This is a genomic window from Metabacillus kandeliae (genome assembly GCF_021166585.1).
GTDB classification, from domain to species: Bacteria; Bacillota; Bacilli; order Bacillales; family Bacillaceae; genus Metabacillus_B; species Metabacillus_B kandeliae.
The window spans coordinates 23,648-41,697 of sequence record NZ_JAJOZE010000015.1; the positions used below are offsets into that span (position 1 = coordinate 23,648).

The 18,050-nt window shown below is 43.4% G+C and carries 18 protein-coding genes; 13 read left to right on the forward strand and 5 right to left on the reverse strand.

Going from position 1 to position 18,050, the window contains the following annotated elements; all coding sequences use genetic code 11:
- The first annotated feature begins 83 nt into the window (after positions 1-83).
- Positions 84-434 (forward strand): DUF2200 domain-containing protein, encoded by a 351-nt coding sequence (locus LRR81_RS19505; RefSeq protein WP_231791087.1) that lies wholly within the window; start codon positions 84-86, stop codon positions 432-434.
- A 74-nt stretch (positions 435-508) separates the two neighbouring features.
- Here the strand turns inward: LRR81_RS19505 and LRR81_RS19510 are convergent, their stop codons facing one another.
- Positions 509-1,741: a glycosyltransferase family protein gene (locus tag LRR81_RS19510; RefSeq protein ID WP_231791134.1), complete on the reverse strand. Its 1,233-nt coding sequence runs from the start codon at positions 1,739-1,741 to the stop codon at positions 509-511.
- Between the two features lie 187 nt (positions 1,742-1,928).
- On the opposite strand from LRR81_RS19510, the gene LRR81_RS19515 reads away from it, so the two are divergent.
- Positions 1,929-2,444: a pyridoxamine 5'-phosphate oxidase family protein gene (locus LRR81_RS19515; RefSeq protein ID WP_231791088.1), complete on the forward strand. Its 516-nt coding sequence runs from the start codon at positions 1,929-1,931 to the stop codon at positions 2,442-2,444.
- Between the two features lie 342 nt (positions 2,445-2,786).
- On the opposite strand, the gene LRR81_RS19520 is transcribed toward LRR81_RS19515, so the two are convergent.
- Positions 2,787-3,866 carry an alcohol dehydrogenase catalytic domain-containing protein gene (locus LRR81_RS19520; protein WP_231791089.1) on the reverse strand — a complete coding sequence of 360 codons (1,080 nt, stop codon included), beginning with the start codon at positions 3,864-3,866 and terminating at the stop codon, positions 2,787-2,789.
- A 111-nt stretch (positions 3,867-3,977) separates the two neighbouring features.
- Here LRR81_RS19520 and LRR81_RS19525 point away from each other — a divergent pair, with 111 nt between their 5' ends.
- The 6 genes from LRR81_RS19525 (at position 3,978) to LRR81_RS19550 (ending at position 10,404) form a co-directional block, all read left to right on the forward strand.
- Positions 3,978-4,373 carry a MerR family transcriptional regulator gene (locus LRR81_RS19525; protein ID WP_231791090.1) on the forward strand — a complete coding sequence of 132 codons (396 nt, stop codon included), beginning with the start codon at positions 3,978-3,980 and terminating at the stop codon, positions 4,371-4,373.
- 508 nt (positions 4,374-4,881) lie between these two features.
- Entirely contained in the window at positions 4,882-5,469 is a 588-nt protein-coding gene (locus LRR81_RS19530) for a peptidoglycan-binding domain-containing protein (protein ID WP_231791091.1), read from the forward strand.
- Between the two features lie 228 nt (positions 5,470-5,697).
- Complete coding sequence (locus LRR81_RS19535) at positions 5,698-6,711, forward strand: SH3 domain-containing protein (protein ID WP_231791092.1); 1,014 nt, start codon at positions 5,698-5,700, stop codon at positions 6,709-6,711.
- 158 nt (positions 6,712-6,869) lie between these two features.
- Positions 6,870-8,321 (forward strand): alanine/glycine:cation symporter family protein, encoded by a 1,452-nt coding sequence (locus tag LRR81_RS19540; RefSeq protein WP_231791093.1) that lies wholly within the window; start codon positions 6,870-6,872, stop codon positions 8,319-8,321.
- Positions 8,322-8,524: 203 nt separating this feature from the next.
- Complete coding sequence (locus LRR81_RS19545) at positions 8,525-9,502, forward strand: aldo/keto reductase (protein WP_231791094.1); 978 nt, start codon at positions 8,525-8,527, stop codon at positions 9,500-9,502.
- A 203-nt stretch (positions 9,503-9,705) separates the two neighbouring features.
- Positions 9,706-10,404 carry a hypothetical protein gene (locus tag LRR81_RS19550; protein WP_231791095.1) on the forward strand — a complete coding sequence of 233 codons (699 nt, stop codon included), beginning with the start codon at positions 9,706-9,708 and terminating at the stop codon, positions 10,402-10,404.
- A 153-nt stretch (positions 10,405-10,557) separates the two neighbouring features.
- Here LRR81_RS19550 and LRR81_RS19555 read toward each other — a convergent pair whose 3' ends face one another.
- Positions 10,558-11,253, reverse strand: coding sequence for a hypothetical protein (locus LRR81_RS19555; protein ID WP_231791096.1), 696 nt, complete (start codon positions 11,251-11,253; stop codon positions 10,558-10,560).
- 181 nt (positions 11,254-11,434) lie between these two features.
- Between LRR81_RS19555 and LRR81_RS19560 the strand changes: the two genes are divergently transcribed.
- On the forward strand, positions 11,435-11,848 hold the full coding sequence (locus tag LRR81_RS19560; RefSeq protein WP_231791097.1) for a VOC family protein: 414 nt from the start codon (positions 11,435-11,437) through the stop codon (positions 11,846-11,848).
- A gap of 99 nt (positions 11,849-11,947) precedes the next feature.
- On the opposite strand, the gene LRR81_RS19565 is transcribed toward LRR81_RS19560, so the two are convergent.
- The gene (locus tag LRR81_RS19565; protein ID WP_231791098.1) at positions 11,948-13,687 is read right to left on the reverse strand and encodes an NTTRR-F1 domain; all 1,740 of its coding nucleotides are present in this window, start codon (positions 13,685-13,687) and stop codon (positions 11,948-11,950) included.
- A 176-nt stretch (positions 13,688-13,863) separates the two neighbouring features.
- Between LRR81_RS19565 and LRR81_RS19570 the strand changes: the two genes are divergently transcribed.
- A complete protein-coding gene (locus tag LRR81_RS19570) occupies positions 13,864-14,607 on the forward strand; it encodes a YqjF family protein (RefSeq protein ID WP_231791099.1) in 744 nt (247 codons plus the stop codon).
- A gap of 36 nt (positions 14,608-14,643) precedes the next feature.
- On the opposite strand, the gene LRR81_RS19575 is transcribed toward LRR81_RS19570, so the two are convergent.
- Positions 14,644-15,000 carry a SpoIIAA family protein gene (locus LRR81_RS19575; protein WP_231791100.1) on the reverse strand — a complete coding sequence of 119 codons (357 nt, stop codon included), beginning with the start codon at positions 14,998-15,000 and terminating at the stop codon, positions 14,644-14,646.
- Between the two features lie 119 nt (positions 15,001-15,119).
- Between LRR81_RS19575 and LRR81_RS19580 the strand changes: the two genes are divergently transcribed.
- The 3 genes from LRR81_RS19580 to LRR81_RS19590 all read left to right on the forward strand — a co-directional run bounded on the left by LRR81_RS19580 (position 15,120) and on the right by LRR81_RS19590 (position 18,049).
- On the forward strand, positions 15,120-15,320 hold the full coding sequence (locus tag LRR81_RS19580; RefSeq protein WP_231791101.1) for a DUF3951 domain-containing protein: 201 nt from the start codon (positions 15,120-15,122) through the stop codon (positions 15,318-15,320).
- 198 nt (positions 15,321-15,518) lie between these two features.
- Positions 15,519-16,508, forward strand: a complete 990-nt coding sequence (locus LRR81_RS19585; protein WP_231791102.1) for a LacI family DNA-binding transcriptional regulator — start codon at positions 15,519-15,521, stop codon at positions 16,506-16,508.
- 131 nt (positions 16,509-16,639) lie between these two features.
- Positions 16,640-18,049 carry a sucrose-specific PTS transporter subunit IIBC gene (locus LRR81_RS19590; protein WP_231791103.1) on the forward strand — a complete coding sequence of 470 codons (1,410 nt, stop codon included), beginning with the start codon at positions 16,640-16,642 and terminating at the stop codon, positions 18,047-18,049.
- Position 18,050 lies beyond the last annotated feature (1 nt).

Consider the following 18,050-nt stretch of genomic DNA (forward strand, 5'->3'; position numbering starts at 1 on the left):
AAGTCTTGCTGGAGAATTCGTTATCATCGAAAAATCAGGGTAAAATGATAGTAATCTATTGAATGATCAAAGGAGAATGAATGATGGAAAAACATAGAATCTATACAACAAGTTTCGCAAGTGTATACCCTCACTATATTAAGAAAGCGGAAAAAAAGGGGCGTACGAAATCAGAAGTCGATGAAATCATATGCTGGCTAACAGGGTATACCCAGGAAGAAGTAGAAGCGGTATTGGAAAAAAGGACAGACTTTGAGACATTTTTTACCGAAGCCCCCCAGCTGAATTCTTCACGAACCTTCATCAAAGGTGTGATCTGCGGTGTGCGAGTGGAAGACATGGAAGAATCAATTATGAAGGAAATTCGCTATTTGGATAAGCTGGTTGATGAGTTAGCAAGAGGAAAAGCAATGGAGAAGATACTGCGGAAATAATTTATGTCTGGGAAGCATAGGGGGTTCTCGTGCTTTGGAAGCAGAAGAACCGTCCCCCTGCTTCCAAGGCTTTTCTAGAAAAATCCATTCGCAATCCTCAGCCAGGAATTCAGTGCACGGGGAATAATAGCTGGTTTTTTCTCGTTAATTTTAATAATCTGGCCGGCATAAATCATATTTGAAGATAAACTGTTTAATTTCTTTAGATGCTGCAAGGGAACGTTATACTTGCTTGAAATTCCCAGTAAGCTTTCACCAGGCATCACATGATGGATTTTAAAGGTTTCATAGTCGATCCATCTCCCGCCTTCCGGAGATAGGGGTGTTTCCTTCAAAATGCCCCGGTTTGATAATTGCCGAAGCATTTCCTCCGCTCGCTGCTGGTAGGAATTTATTGTGACGGAGTTTTGCCCTCTTTCTCTAATCATTTCCCTTTCTATTGAGTTCATTAAATAGTATTCAACCTTTTGTACAGTTTCCAATGGAGAGGCTGAAACAATCAAGTCCTGATCAGGTATAAATTTTTCCCGTACAGCAGGTGTATCATTGGTCAGCAGAAACCCTCCTGAACCAAGAGTTTCATAAGTGCGCTGTGTTAGCTGATCTTCGCAGTTTTGTAAACCGATCACAATTTTAGCTGAACTATAGACTTTGTACGCATCCCGGTAATCCAAATATCCATGAATCCAATCATCAGGAATTTCCTTCCCCAGATATTGACCCATTTGCTTCCAGTCTTTCCCCCAAAAATCGACACGGATCCCTTTTTGTAATAAAGGCTTAATCAGCGTTTGTAAAGAAGAAGATCGGAACCCATCAGGATGATTTTTGATGAATTTTGGATAGGCATTAGCTACGACTGCAATGTCACTGCGATAGTTTGATAGAGGCGGTATCTGGTGATGGACACTGTCATGATAGCCAAAGTCTAAGTGTGCGGCTTTTATGCCCTGTTGCTCATACATGCTGATTAAAGAAGGCGTAACAGTAAAAACAAAATCAGGCTTCATTCTGCTGATTAGCGGCAGTGTGAAATTTTCAGTATGAAGAGGATCCTCCGTTGCCCAATACACAAGCGGGATCATAGCCTTATTTACAGCACTCTGAATCCATACCTGCTTCGCCTCCCAGTGCTCCTCTGTCCAGCCCATTGAGACAATAAGATCAGGCTTCGTCTCTTCTATCATCGGCGAAATATTTTCAACACTGACAGGTCCTGAAATGATGGCTGTATGACCAGCATCTTTGAATCCATTTGGCAGTCCATAAATCCACATCGGGTGACTTTCCAGAAAGAGAATGTTGATCACTTGCACCTCCATTCTTAGATGTTACCTACTATAATTATGTGAAGGGAATATGGACTGGCACGGCGTATGAGTACTTTTCCCCTCCTTGTGAAAACCGCTAAAAGTGTAATAAATCCTCCATCAGGGAAAGAAAAAAGTAAATGCGGGTGTGCCAGCTGATGAGAATAAGAAGGAGGAAACCACAATGTCTAATGAAACTGCAGAAAATCAAAAAACTCTTAAAAAAATTAAAGAATTGATCAAAGATGAGAAGGTAGCGATGCTGACAACCATTTCCCCTGAGGGCAGGCTGATGTCACGTCCAATGCAAACGCAGGAAGTCAGAATGGAACAAGAAGAGATTTGGTTCATCACGAAGAAAGATACGGAAAAATACAGAGATATTCAAAATAACCCTGCCGTTAACCTGGCCTATGCGGGCGATTCCTACGTTTCCATCAGCGGTACGGCTGAATGTGTCCAGGATGAAGAGAAGAAGAAGGAATACATGAATTTTGTTGTTGAAAAAGTTTTGAACACTTCCGCTGAAGAGCAGGAGGTAGTTCTGATCAAGGTGACTCCTGAAATAGCTGAATACTGGGAGTCCGGCTTCAATTTCAAAACGGTTAAGGAATTTGTGAAAAAGATGGCCAGTAAAAATTCGATGGAAGACGGCAATAAACTAAAGAATACAGTTACTTTTAGTGAAAATACAAAATAGAAACGTAAAAACAAAGCATTGCTCAGAAAATGTAAGGGGTTCGGTTTTGAGGTACAAAATTTGAATTAACAGAGCTCTTTGCCCGGTAATTCGCGTTTGAATTAGCCGACACTTTAGTAGTAAAATAGCACACAAAAAAGCTCGGAGCAATTAAGCTCCGAGCCTATTTTAAAGTAGCATTTTGCTGAAGATTAGCCCCAGTTTGTCCAAGAAAATTTTGGACTAAATTTCCACAAAAACATTAGGTTTCTCACATTATTCGAGAGACCTACCCTATTTTATCAACCACCTTATGTTTTACGACTGCCTCCAAGTGAGTTATTTCACCGCGACAGTAGTAGATTAAGGCTGGATCACGGTCATTCTAAAAGGACCTGCATTTGCAGCCGCGTGTTCAACCGCTTCATTTGCCTGGTCTAACGAAAATGTCGATACTTCAAACTGATTAAGTGATAGGAGTCCAGCACGGACAAGCGATATCAATTTACTGGGTGCCTCCATGGGATACATCCATTGACCACGGATTGTAATGCAATTTCTCATAATCCAGGGATAGGGTATTTCTAAATCAGGTCCACCCAACATTCCAACGCCCCCCATCAAGACAACCCTGCCATAGGGACGAACGGACATAACAGCAGCCCGCACTGGTTTCGTACTTGCTGACGGGGGAAGGATGTCTAAAACACAGTCAATCGAACCCGATCCAGCCTTTTGCATGTTCGTACAATCCTTATCCTCTCTACCTGAAAGTCGTACTGTTCGTACACGTGGACCGAAGCGGCGGGATAAATCTTCGAGCGCCAATTCGTTTCGACCTGGTGCAACGACACATCCTGCGCCCATAGCCAGCGCAAGCGCTACACACGCACTACCAAAATTCCCGGTCGCACCGCTGACTAAGACCGTTTCCCCCGGTTGTAGGTTGGCTGCAAGTAGGCCGCCATATGGTACGAGTAATATACTTACCGCGCACCATCTAGCTACATCAGCCTCATTTACTGAGCCAAGAGGGATAGCGTTCTCTGTCGGAATCCTCATCTGTTCAGCAAACGATCCATGGCGAAAATGCTTTTGGAGTTTCAACCCACCTTCTCCGCGAGCACTCAATCCTTGAAGAGTGATATCAGGAATCAAGGCTCCATCGCGTGATCGAACAGTCGGGTCACATAAAACCCAATCTCCAACAGAGAGCCGCGTTGAGTCGGGGCCAACGGCTCGAACACGACCAACAGCCCCTGCACCAGGAACCTGAGGCAAGTCGAACAAATATTGACGTTCCCCGCTTATTACTTCTTTCATATAAGACAAGATCGGTGCTGCCATAACATCAACAATAACTTCTCCTGAACCTAGAACAGGATCTGGCAAGTTTTCGATTTGCAATGACTCACCAAACATTTTCAACACTGCACTTTTCATGTTCAACTCTCCTTATCTCGCGTAATCCGCTACATTAATTTGATGTTTCTACAGAGTGATCATAAACTATAAAGTATACTTTAAAGTCAAGCCATGTTAAGGAGAATTATTATGAAAATTCATCAGTTAGCAGAAAGAACAGGCCTAACAGCCCCTACAATCCGCTTTTATGAGAAGGAGGGCTTATTGGATGGGCACTTTGTCCAGCGACTGCAAAATAACTATCGTGATTATTCAGATCAGGCTGTCGAATACCTGCTTTTTATAAAGAAGTTGCAAAGTGTGGGATTTTCGCTAGCCGAACTGAAAGAAATCCTCCATGAAGATGATACAAATGCTCTGACTATTCTCAGAGTAGTTGAACTTCTGACACAAAAGATCGAAGGGATCAAACGTAAAAGGGACGAATTTGAGCAGATTCTAGAAACTTTGAACAGGATGCTGGAAAACAAAATTGCACTGATGAATGACCCGCAAAAGGCAAATTCTTTGTTCAATCTTCGGTAACATCTGCATTAAGTCGTCCAATGATTCTAGTAAGAAATACTCAATCTGATAGTTATGGATGCATTTTTTGAACGGAACCTTGAATAAAACCAAAGATTGTGAATCTATTCACTTAAACTATCCTGTTTCTTTTGTTGAGTAAGCTCTTCTTTAATTTTACATTAATATCCAAAAATCTGTTTACCATTTTTAACACACTAATTTTTAAAGCAATTAGCATACGAATTAGCACTATGACAATAACTTCTGTCACCTTGCTAAAATGAGTGTGAATTCGGGTGCTTAAGCACCTTTAAAGGAATATAAAACCTTGAATTATAAACACAAATCAGCAGTCCAATTCAGGTGAATTGGACTGCTGATTTGTGTGCGAATTAAGTTTTTGTACTCGAAAACAGAACTCGTTACAGAAAATGAGCAATGCTTTTTTATAAAAAACTGCCAAAAAACGGTACTTTTCGACAAGAGAGGGTATCGAATAACATCAAGCTAATTAGGAGGAATAAGGATGAAAAAGAAATGGCTAACAGCGATCCCTTTAGCGATGGTATTATCAGCCCCCATTTCATATCAGGCAAGTGCCGCATCAGATGTTAGAAATGTTCAAGCGGAAGAACTCCCTGCAGATCTTACACCTATTTTGGACGTAGCACCTGAACATCAGCAGACTTTGCATAAAGGCAGCGCCAGCCTAGAGGTTAGATTTGTCCAAACCACGTTAAGCCAGGCTGGCTTTAAAACTTTAGTGGATGGACTTTTCGGGCCGCAAACAGATAAACAAGTACGCCAGTTTCAGGCAAACCATAGGCTGGCTGTAGACGGAATTGTTGGAGTAGAGACATGGACATCTCTATTCCATGAACACCAAAAAGTATTATTTCCGGTAAAAAAGGCCATTTCTTATGCAGAAAAAGCATTAAATAATGAGGATCTGGTTTTTAGCAGCGATGGAGTCATTCATCTGGATTCAAAGGGAAATGTTTATTATAACTTGAAAGCACAAAGCCAGGATTTTATAGATCATGGGGGCAGCGGTACGGTAGGATTCTATGATGTGTATCAGAACGGGGATGTGGTGGAATCAAATCCAAAATAGAATCTATATTTAGCTGAACTTTTAGAGACGGCTTCCGACAAAAGGAAGCCTTCTCTTTTTGTTATGGGAAGCATGGGGACGGTTCTCTTGCTTCGGAAGCAGCAGAACCGTCCCCATGCTTCCTAGTTAATAAGCCTCAATTATATAAAACTCCCATTTTTGGATCTTTTTACATGCTACAATTGTTGCGTTAGTGTTACAAAACACAATTTGAAGGGATGTAATCAATTGAAAAAACTATTGTCTGCGGTTCTCCTTTTTTCAGCCATCGGATCGGTTTCTGCAGCAGCAGATGCCCAAGCAGCAAGTGCGAATGAAACACTTTTTGGACGAATGAATGAAAAAGAAGTTTTGCTTCACAGAGGGGCCACGGCAGATTACAGAGTAACCCACAAGTTTAAGTTTAACGATGAAGTGCTCGTTCTCGGAAGCATCAGGAATAATCAAGGGGAAGAATGGCTTCGTGTCCGTTCTAATGATGATACAGGCTGGATTCAGGAAGATCAGCTTCGCCCATATGGAGCTGAAGGTCTTCACCTTTCTGCCGTGAAAGATGCAGCAGTAAGAAGGGGCGCCGAAGACAGCTATACTCAAACTGATACAGTGCAGAAAAGCAAGGGAGCAGATGTATACGCCTCCATTATTAACAGCAAAGGAGAACGCTGGGTAAAAGCCAACAACTGGGCTCTTTTAAGTGAAATTTGGGAGCCGGTCCTTTTTGATGGATGGGTTAATCTGGAGGACCTGACCATCTTAACCTCACCTGAAGAAAGACTGAGTGTTTCTACAGTCACTGCTGCCAAATCTACCCCTGTCTTTTCTGACAGCCAGCTTAAGAACGCCTCTGGCGATGTTTTAACGTATAAGTATCCAGTTTCCATTGCCGGAGTCTTCACAGATGCCATTTCAAATCCGGACAATCCCCAAGTGCGCTATAAAATTAAATACCAGGTGAAAAGCAGGCAGCATGAGGGCTGGGTAGACCGCAGATACATAGATACTTACAAGTATCAGGGGCTATATGGCAAAATGAGAGAAGTTCAGGTGCTTAATGCTGAAGTTCGAAGAGGCGCCGGTGAAAATTACAAAGTGACCGCTAAATTGAAGAAGGGCACCATTGTTACAATCCACGATACTTATTTCGACCCGTTCCAAAAAGATGGCTTTGGCACATGGAGAATGATCAAGTTCCCTAACGGACAAAGCGGCTGGGTGAACGACACGGTCTTTACAGGAGTTTAAATGCGGGAAAGGCTGTTTCCTAAAGGGAACAGCCTTTTATTGCGGCAAATGACATGAACACTATCACCTATTTGTTAGAATTTGTGACAGTCGTATTGTGTAAATATTCCGTCTAATTTATAATAAAAGAGTAAATTTTCAGAAAAAGAGGTGGTAGCTTGGCGGATTTTGTGGCAAAACTCGACGGTATCTTATGGAGCACCCCAGTTATTTACATATTACTAGGAGTAGGACTTTTATTTTCTATTTTAACTCGGTTTTTGCAGGTACGGCATATTAAAGATATGGTTTTACTGATGTTTCAGGGGAAAAGCTCTGAGGCTGGTGTCTCTTCTTTTCAGGCACTAGCTATAGCACTTTCGGGGCGTGTCGGAACGGGTAATATTGCAGGTGTTGCGACAGCAATAGCTTTTGGCGGACCCGGCGCCGTTTGTTGGATGTGGGTCATCGCTTTCATCGGGGCTTCAAGTGCCTTCGTTGAGTCAACACTCGCCCAAATTTACAAAGAAAAGCATAATGGGCAATATCGAGGAGGACCGGCTTTTTATATTGAAAAAGGCATAGGCTGGAAATGGTTTGCTGTCCTTTTTGCTTTTGCGGCGCTTATCGCCATGGCTGTGCTGATGCCTGGCGTGCAGGCAAACTCCATTGCACTTGGAATGAAAAATGCGTTTGGAATTAATCCCGCTATTACCGGTGCGGTAGTAGTCATTCTATTAGGCCTTATTATTTTTGGAGGAACAAAAAGGATTGCCAAGACTGCTCAGCTGATTGTTCCATTTATGGCTTTAGGCTACATTATCTTATCTCTCGTTATCATTTTTATGAACATAACAGAATTGCCGAATGTGATCGGGTTAATTTTCAGGAGTGCTTTTGGCGCTGATTCAGCCTTTGGCGGGCTGGTTGGTATGGCTGTTTCCTGGGGAGTAAAAAGAGGGATCTACTCAAATGAGGCAGGGCAGGGGACTGGACCTCATCCCGCTGCAGCGGCTGAAGTCTCGCATCCCGCAAAACAAGGTCTGGTACAGGCTTTTTCTGTATATATTGATACGCTCTTCGTCTGCTCGGCTACTGCGTTTATGATGCTGTTCACAGGTATGTATAACACACAGGCTAAAGATGGATCTTTCATTGTGAACAACCTGAAAGGCATTCAAGCGGGCCCGGGCTTTACCCAGGCAGCCATTGATAAAGTAATTCCTGGATTTGGAGCAGGATTTGTCGCAATTGCACTGTTCTTCTTCGCTTTCACAACCATCATGGCTTACTACTATATTGCTGAAACGAACATCACATATTTATTCCGCAAAAATACGAAATGGACAACTTTGGTACTGAAAATTGTTCTTATGGCTGCCACATTCTATGGTTCAGTTAAGACTGCCGAAGTGGCATGGGCCCTTGGGGATGCCGGGCTTGGAATAATGGTCTGGCTGAACGTTATCGCCATTTTAATTCTCGCTAAGCCGGCACTGGTCGCCTTGAGGGATTATGAAAAGCAGAAAAAGCAGGGACTAGACCCGGTATTTGATCCAAAAGCATTGGGAATAAAAAATGCGACATACTGGGAGAAGGAATTTAAAGCAGATAATGAAAAAATTTCCTGACAGTTTGGAAGGGGCTTTTCGATCGTTTAGACACGATTGAGAAGCCTTTTTTTGTGCACTGCAGGTATCTTTCTCCCCGGTTAATCTTCATGAGGATCTTATTTGAGGATATGAAAATGCCAAAATGTGTTTAGTGTGAAGCTGGATAAGGAATTGAAAACATGTAGAGATCATAAGTGATGATGAAATTGGAGGCAGCAGATATGGTCCAGATAAAAGATAAACTGGGTTTTGGTACAGCACCTCTCGGCAATATGTTCAGAGAGGTTCCGGAAGGGGAAGCAATGGAAACGATTCACACTGCCTGGGAGCAGGGCATCCGGTATTTCGACACAGCTCCTTTTTACGGAGCCGGTTTAGCAGAGCTGCGGCTTGGTGAGGCTTTATCCAAATACAATCGCGATGATTTTTTCTTAAGCACAAAAGTGGGCAGGGTTGTTGAAGATAAAACAGAAGAAAAAGAAGGTATGTTTGAATATGGACGAAAAAATAAATTAACCAATGATTACAGTGAAGAGGCGACAATGCGATCCATCGAGCAAAGCTTAAAGCGTCTGAAAACAGATCGTCTGGATTTTGTATCCGTACATGATGTATCGCCCGATTTTCATGGCGATGAATGGGTGTCACAGTTTGCCATTGCGAGAACAGGAGCCTTTCGGGCACTGACCCGTCTTCGGGAAGAAGGAGTCATCAAATCATGGGGATTGGGAGTTAACAGCACTGAACCGATCGAGCTTGCGATTGAGCTTGAAGAGACAACCCCTGATCTTTGTTTGCTGGCTACTCAGTATACGATTTTGAACCATGATCGTGCCTTGCTGAAGCTAATGCCAAGAGCACTGGAGAGAAATGTCCAAATTGTTGCCGGTGCCCCGTTCAGCTCAGGAGCAGCCGTTGGCGGGAACAATTACAATTATGGAGAAGTTCCAGATGAAATTACTGCCAAAAGAGACCGTTTAAAACATATCGCTGAAAAGCATGGAGTGAGCATGCAGGGTGCTGCTATCCAATTTTCCATGTCACATCCTGCAGTAGCAGCCGTCATTCCGGGCTCTACAAAACCTGCTCACGCTAAAGAAAATATACTAGCTGCAAAGAAAGAAATTCCGGATGCATTTTGGATGGAATTAAGAGAGCAGGAGCTTGTATCGCCTCATGCTCCTCTGCCGATTGATTGAGAGAAAGCCGCCGTTTTTACGGCGGCTTTTCTAATGTCCTTAGAAAAATAGCAACTATATCGTATCGTTTATTAGAGATGAAAAAATAGGAGAAAGGTATGGTGTTCGGGCTTCCTAATAGCTCTGAGATAGGCTACACTAGTCTATATAGGAAGTTTTTTAAGAAGAATAATAGTTTTTTGATATAGATAAGGAGGGGCGATATGCGACGTGATATACAGCCGAATGAACGGGCTTACTCTTCCAAGGAAGCAGCAGAAACAGTAGGTATTGCGACTCCTACTGTCAGAAAGTATGGCCAAATCCTTGAGCGTAATGGATACGAATTTTTAAAGGATGGCGACAGGCGAATTTTTGTCCAGTCTGATCTCGAGGCTCTTAAAGCACTCCGCGATACAGAAAAGCCGCTGGACGATACAGCGAAAACTTTAGTGGTGCAGCAGGCGGAAAGATTGGAAGGCTCTGATAAAAAAGAGATAGCGGTTAGCGATACATATCAGGATCTGCCGAGTGATCCCAGCCAAATAAAAGAGATCTTGATGGTTCTTGTTAAGGAACTTGCAGCAACGAGAGAGATGAATGTACAGCTGACAAGCGATATGGCATCAATGAAAACAAAGGTTTCTCAGCTTCAGCAGGATCACCATGTGATTAGCTCAAGCATCGGAAACTCAGCTCAAAGAACCAACTCAAAGATAGAAAAATTAATGGAAATGCAGACCGCCCAATATGAACAGCTCCTGCAGGATGAAAAAGAGAAGAGCGAGCAGCTGCGGCGGGAAATACAAATGATGAGGGAAGAACAGCAGAGGGAATGGCGTTCCCTGAACACTCGTATCGAAGTTGAAGTTTCAAAGCCGAAAGAAAAGTGGGGCGGCTTTCTCTCCTTATTTCGCAAATAACACCGTATCGCCTGGCGATATGATTCCTTAACAGGCTGCTATATCAGCAATCGCAAAATAAATCATTTCCCGAGAAATATATACAACCTTTTCTTTTTAACCCGCGCATCGACAAAGTGAGTGAAAGGAAGGAGGATGCGACAGCATCCGCATTTAGGGAATAAAATCTTTTATTTCCTGCGATAAGACTGCTGTATCATCCGGGTACCAAAAATACGTCTTGCCATCGTATAAGAGTGAGTATTTATACGCCACAGGTTCACCAGTATAAAAAGTCATCTCGTAATAAAGAGGGTCTCCTTTTTTTGTGTCAGGCTGGAAATTCGGTGCTGTTTTTCCCTTCTCCAGCAGCTGAAGGAAACGTATCACCTTGCTTTTGTTTGTAATGGTGTTCAGCAGCTTAGTCCCATCTGCTGTGTATGCCTGATATATTTCGATTTTTTTCACTTTAGCGGCCGGCATATCCTTATAGCGCCAGTGATAGCGGGCATTTTCAGTTGTAAAGTACACTTCGTAGCCATTGATTGACCGGGAATTCTTTACAGCAAGTAAATCCTCCTGTCCCTTGAGCTTGTAAATAGCGGTTCCTTTTTCATGAAAAGCCGCATCACCGTTCCGTGTTTTGTAAGTGGAATCTGTTACATTTCCATCCACTTTAAATTTGACCATGCCGACTTTTTCGCCAATAAAGCTTGGGTCGGCTAAAACACCAGAATCAATTCCCGCATAGTCCTTGCCATCCCACTTAATAAAATCAACCCAGTCAATGATGCTGCTGTGGCTGTTTAGATTACCGCAGCCTGTTAAAAGGACCACCAGCAAAAAGAAGGTACTCCGTTTTTTAAACATTTCACCACTCCTGATAATGAGAGCTTTTATAATTAAAGACGAATTTTTATGGAAAAAGTTTCCTCTTATATGAAATAATATTTTTCATAAACAGGGAACGATTTCATGTTGCTCCAGTATATGAAACCTATTAAAATAAAGTAGAACAATTGTTCGAATAAACTAAAATGAGGTGCCGAGCATGATGAAAATGTATCCGTATTTAGTGATGAATGGAAATGGTCAAGAAGCAATCAAATTCTATGAGCAGGCATTGGATGCGAAAGTACAGGCCGTTCAGACGTATGGCGACATGCCCTCTAACCCTGAGCACCCTACTCCAGAAGAAGCGAAAAACTGCATTATGAATGCTCAAATGAAAGTAGGGGACACTGACCTGATGCTCTCCGATACGTTCCCTGGAATGCCTTATCAAACAGGCGATCAAGTAACCATTGCTCTTATCATCGACGACCCTCAAAAAGCAAGAGACACATTTGATAAACTGAAAGATGGCGGCGAGGTTATTATGGAAATGCAGGAGACATTCTGGAGTCCTGCCTATGGCCAGGTGAAAGACCAATACGGCGTTACATGGCAGATTTCTGCTGAATAGGCTGAAAGCTAAAGAAATAAAAGGCAAAGCCACAGGCTTTGCCTTTCTTACATAAAAAACACAGAGGACAATAGCGTCTTCTATGCTTTACCCTTGCAATTAAGGATTAATTCCAATGCCTTTTGGAGAGGCACCAACTGAAATGGTTGCCACGGCGGAATTGGTATTGCCGCTGATAACAGATACAGTAAAGTCATCTTGATTTGAAACATAGATTGTATTTGTTTGTGAATTCACCCTGACCCCAAAAGGTGAATTTCCAACAGGTATTGTTGCGATAGTTGTGTTCGTCTCTCCATTTATAACAGATACATTGTTTTGGCCGGTGTTAACAGCATAAATAGTGTTTGTATTAGGATTTACATCAACTTGGGAAGGTGTGATTCCAATTGGAACCGTTGCAATCACTGTATTAGACACTCCGTCTACTACTGAAATGAGTTGGGTGCTCCTTGAAGAGATGTAAATTCGGTTTGTTTCAGTATTGATCCCAATTTTAAATGGAAAGGTAACAGGTATTGTGGCTATGACACTGAATGTTTGGGCATCAATTACCGAAACATTGCTGCTTCCAGCGTTTGCCGCATAAATTTTGCTTGTAAATGGATTGCTTCTTACGTCTGTAGGAAAAGCTCCTACTGGTACTGTTTCCAGTAAAGTATTGGTGCCTCCATCAATAATTGAGACAGTGTTACTTGATTCACTCGAAGTATAAATCTGATTTAAAACAGGATTGACATCAATTGTATCAGAATTATTTCCAATTGAAACCGTTGCAATAACGGTGTTTGTAGCTCCGTCAATGACGCTGACATTATTGCTTGCGCTTGCCGTATTTACTGCGTAAATTCGATTTGTAAATCGGTTGACAGCCACTCCAAACGGAAAAGTACCTACGGTGATGGTTGCAATAATAGTGTTGGTTACTCCGTTTATGACAGATAGATTATTGCTTCCTCCATTGGCAACATAAATTCGGTTCACAGCCAACGGAAGTGCTGTACCAGTAGCCCCTGTGCCTCCTGTAGCGCCAGTGTCTCCGGTAGTCCCAGTAGCTCCAGTAGCTCCAGTAGCCCCCGTAGCCCCGGTAGCCCCAGTAACTCCAGCAGTTCCCGTGCTTCCAGTAGCGCCAGTGGCCCCTGTACTTCCAGTCAAACCAGTAGCTCCAGCAGCCCCAGTGTCTCCAGTAGTTCCCGTGCTTCCAGCAGTGCCAGTGGCCCCTGTACTTCCAGTCAAACCAGTAGCTCCAGTAGCCCCTGTGCCACCGGTATTCCCAGTAGTCCCCGTGTATCCAGTAGCTCCAGTAACCCCCGTAGCTCCGGTATTCCCAGTAACTCCAGTCGGTCCCGTAACCCCAGTCCCTCCCCCTTCAGAAACCAAAAAAGCAACATCGTCCACAAGAATGTCCGCTGTACCAGCTTGTGGCAGATTATTAATGAGAACAAAGGCTTGAGCAGCATTTGGAGGAGCTATACTAGTAGTTTGATAAATTTCAAGCCATGTATCACTGCCTGCGGCCGGAATCCGATTAGGTGGTAGAGAGACGAATAGACCAGAGGAGAGAAGATTGCCGAGATTATCCAAAAACTGCACCTGAGCTTGGACGGGGCCGGCTGGAAGAGCCCCCGCCTTTGATAGAGAGAAGATCAGTTCAAAGCTCTGCCCACCAGAGATTGGCACCACTTGTGTGATATAAGATAGAACATTTCCTCCAGTCAGGCGCGCAGAGAAATTTCCAGAATGGGAAAATTGGCTTGTGATGGAACTGTTGACAGGGATCCAGGGAGCCAGAGTCCCTGTTTCAAAGCCGCCATTCACAATCAAGTTTTGAATTGTCATTATTCACCACTGCTTTTCTCGATAATTTGACTTTTTCAGTCATGCTATATCTTATTTAATTTTTTGGGAAATGTTTGAGATAGATATGCAATCTGCACAAAATTCAATAAGAGGTTTAAGCCCAGCTTTTATATGGCAACTGTAGTAATAGCAAGCTGCACGAGGAGGCAGGCTAAATGTTTGAAGACATACTGCAAACCGTAAATCACCGCAATACACCTGTCCCGAAAGGTCCATGGGTGATGGCGCAAAGCTGGGAGCATCTGCTGTTTATGCATCTGCGCGTCCAGCCAGAAGCATTAAGAGACCTGATTCCGGCCTCACTGCAGATTGACACATTCAAAGGCACAGCATGGATCACGATCATTCCCTTTTTGATTAGGGACATGCGGTTCGGCAGTCATCCTGTTCCCTATCTTGGCGATTACCTAGAGCTTAAAGTGCGCAGCTATGTAAAGCGGCAAGGAGTTCCAGGCTTATATTTTTTCAGTTTTGATGCCAATAAAATTTTGGATGCAGCAGGCGCAAGGATGACTTCGCTGCCTTATTATTATGCAAAAATGAACATGTCTTTTGAGGATCAGGCTTTTCAGTATTACAGCAAACGCAGAGGAAGGTCTGGGGCATTATTTGAAGGGCAGTGGCGTCCAAAGGGCAAGATGTATCAGCCTGAAAAAGGCAGCCTTGAGTCATGGCTGCTAGAAAGGTATTACGCTTGGTCACCATTGGGAAGGCTGCTGATCCAGGTTGGCATCCCTCATAAGCCATGGCAGGTCCGTGAGGCTGAAGCTGCTGTTCAGACGCATAATTTACTTCCTCTTCCTTACCGCTCACTCTGCAAAGAAGTGCCGCTGTTTCACTATGCCGAACAAAACAGGGCACTGTTCTGGCCGGTAAAACCAGTCGGGAAAGCCTATTAAAAAAAGAGTTTCCTTCCAAACGGAGGAAACTCTTTTCTACTTTTTCAGCCAATCCCAGGCTTCATCTGTCTGGTTTTTTTCAAACACCTTCACTTCAATTCCAGGAAGTACCGCTGCTGCTTTTGCAGAGGTTTCAATCCAGTTTTTATCACTGACTACGGCAAATTTTCTGAACTGGTTCCATCTTTTGGCGTCTGTTTTCATTCCCTTTAGCAAGCCTTCAAGGGTAACGCCTTTCATTTCGTGAATCACCGCAAACACACTGAATTTGTCATTCTGCCCGTAATGTTCTTCTGCGAATTGGTCAACGACCTTTGCGTCAGCCCCTGTTGCTTCGCCTTTCACTTCTAGTGCAATAACAGAAGAATCTCTGCTTGGAATGATTTGAAACATACGTCTTTTCCTCCTAACCATTTGCTGTTCCATTCACGTTTTACAAGAAGAATAAACCTTTTGCATGAGGAAGCCTTTTTGAAATTACGGTATAATTGTAAAAAAAAGGAGGGAGCCAAATGGACTTTGGAAGTATCATAGCTGCAGCTGTTATGCTTGCTGTCGCGGCTCTCATCGCACTGATTCTATTTAAAGCATTGCGAAAAAAGAAATATCCTGCCAATTCCTACACTCCTTTCGACCATATAACAGGCCAATCCCCCGAAGAATTCCGGCTGGAAAAGAGAGAAGAGGAAGAAGGAGACAACAGGAGAAAATAACGTAACGGAGGAAATGGATTTTACCTAAGATCACAGGGATCTGGAGAATCACCAACATAATAGGCCCTGACATGGTGCTGATCATTTTATATGCGGCTTCCTTTTTTATAATTACAGCCCCTAAAACACTCTCCTTCTCAACTGTCCCAATTTCTAGTAGAATACGTTTTAGCAGAAAGAGTGATCGGGAGGTCTTCCATGATAACGATTAAGATGATTGCCGAAAGAGCCAATGTTTCCAGAACAACGGTATCAAGAGTATTAAACAATTCCGGATATGTCAGCGATGAAGCCCGTTCAAGGGTTCTGGCGGTTATTGAGGAGACAGGATATATACCAAGCGAGAATGCCAAGGCGCTCCGTACGAAAAAAACGAAAGTAGTAGGCGTGATCCTGCCGAAGATCAGCACTGAGACATCAAGCAGGCTTGTCAGGGGAATTGATGAGAGGCTTGCGAAGGATGGCTATCAAATTCTATTGGCAGCGACGAACTTGAACGAAGAAAAAGAAATAGAATATTTGAAGCTGCTGAAGAGCCGAAATGTCGACGGCATCATCCTGTCTGCGACAAATACAAGCGAAAAACTGATTCAAACCATTCAGTCACTTGATCTTCCATTTGCAGCAGTCGGCCAGACGCTGCCTGGCATCTGCTCAGCTGTATATGATGATGAACAGGTAACAAAAGACCTTTTGTCACTGATGATTGAAAAAGGCCATAAGCAGATTGGCTTTATCGGAGTGGATGAAAAGGACGAGGCAGTCGGTTATTTAAGAAAAAAAGGATATCTTACCATGATGAAAAATCTGGGTTTGCCAATAGAAGAGAACTGGGTACAGACTGCGGATTTTGATGCAGTCTCAGGACGTGATGCAGCGGAAAGGATGCTCACACTGTCTGAAAAGAAGCCTACAGCTGTTATTGCTGTAACCGACAGGCTTGCTGTCGGTGCTATGAATTACTTAAAATCGGCTGGTCTCAGCGTCCCCGGGGATGTAGCCATAGCTGGAATGGGTTCTTCTGAAATGTCCGAATACATTACTCCTTCCCTGACAACAGTGGACTTTTGCTACGAAAAAGCAGGAGAAGAAGCCGCAGGCCTTATTCTGCAGGAAATTAAGAATGAGACAAAAAAGGAAAAAATTATCCACTTGCATTATCGACTTTTCATAAGAGAGAGTATATAATGGGTTGTGTAACCGATTCCACACTGTTTGAAATCGGTTACAATTACACTCGTGAAAATTTTCAGCCTTTAGAAAAAATATTTTTTTAGATGTGGAATCGATTCCACAAATTTGAAACAGGGGTGAAGGAGATGGCGGAAAACAGGGAAATCGCACAGAAAATCATCGATGCGGTCGGCGGCAGGGATAACATTGCATCAGTGGCGCACTGTGCAACAAGGCTCAGAGTGATGGTGCATGATAAAGAGAAAATTGACCAGAAACGAGTGGAAGAAGCGGATAAAGTAAAAGGAGCTTTTTTTAACTCCGGTCAGTACCAGATCATTTTTGGAACAGGAACTGTTAACAGAATTTATGAGGAAGTCATTGGTCTTGGGATCGAAGGCTCAACGAAATCAGAGCAGAAAAAAGAAGCTGCTAAAAGCGGGTCATGGATGCAGCGTGCAATCAGATCTTTTGGTGACGTCTTTGTACCGATTATTCCAGCTTTAGTGGCGACTGGTTTGTTTATGGGAGTGCGCGGCCTTGTTATGCAGGAGCAAATATTAAAGCTGTTTGGACTCACGCCAGATCATGTTCCTCAAAACTTTCTATTGTTTACAGAAATCTTAACAGATACTGCTTTTGTCTTTCTTCCAGCGCTTGTCGCCTGGTCAACGTTCAGGGTTTTTGGCGGAAGTCCGATTATCGGTCTTGTGCTCGGGCTGATGCTTGTAAGTCCGAGCTTGCCGAATGCATGGGGAGTAGCTGGCGGCGAGGTTAAGCCACTGATGTTCATGGGCTTTATTCCGGTAGTCGGCTATCAGGGATCAGTCCTTCCGGCTTTTATCGCCGGGATTCTTGGAGCAAAAGTGGAGCGGTTTATCCGAAAGCGCGTTCCTGAAGCACTTGATTTAATCATCACACCGTTTCTGACGCTGCTGATCATGATTACTCTTGCTTTATTTTTGATCGGCCCGATTTTCCATGGTCTCGAAAATTATATTTTGAGCGGTACGATTGCGGTTCTCAACATTCCGTTTGGAATAAGCGGGCTGATTATCGGCGGATTGAACCAGCTCATTGTTATTACAGGAGTTCATCACATTTTTAACATGCTGGAGATTCAGCTTCTCGGCAAATATGGCTTTAACCCTTATAACGCCATAGTGACATGTTCAGTAGCAGCTCAGGGCGGAGCAGCACTGGCAGTCGGCCTGAAAACCAAATCAAAGAAATTAAAGGCTCTTGCCTTGCCGTCTTCGTTCTCTGCACTGCTTGGGATCACAGAGCCAGCCATTTTTGGGGTAAATCTCCGCTATGGAAAACCTTTTATAGCAGGCATGGCAGGCGGCGCTGTGGGGGGATTTCTGGCATCGCTTTTCGGTCTAAAAGCAACTGGAATGTCGATTACGGTTATTCCGGGAGCCCTTTTGTATCTTAACGGTCAGATTTTGCTGTATTTGCTTGTCAATCTGGTCGCTATTGCCGTTGCCTTTGTTTTGACATGGATGTTCGGGTATTCAGATAAACTGAAGGAAGATGTTGAAGCAAAAGATTAAA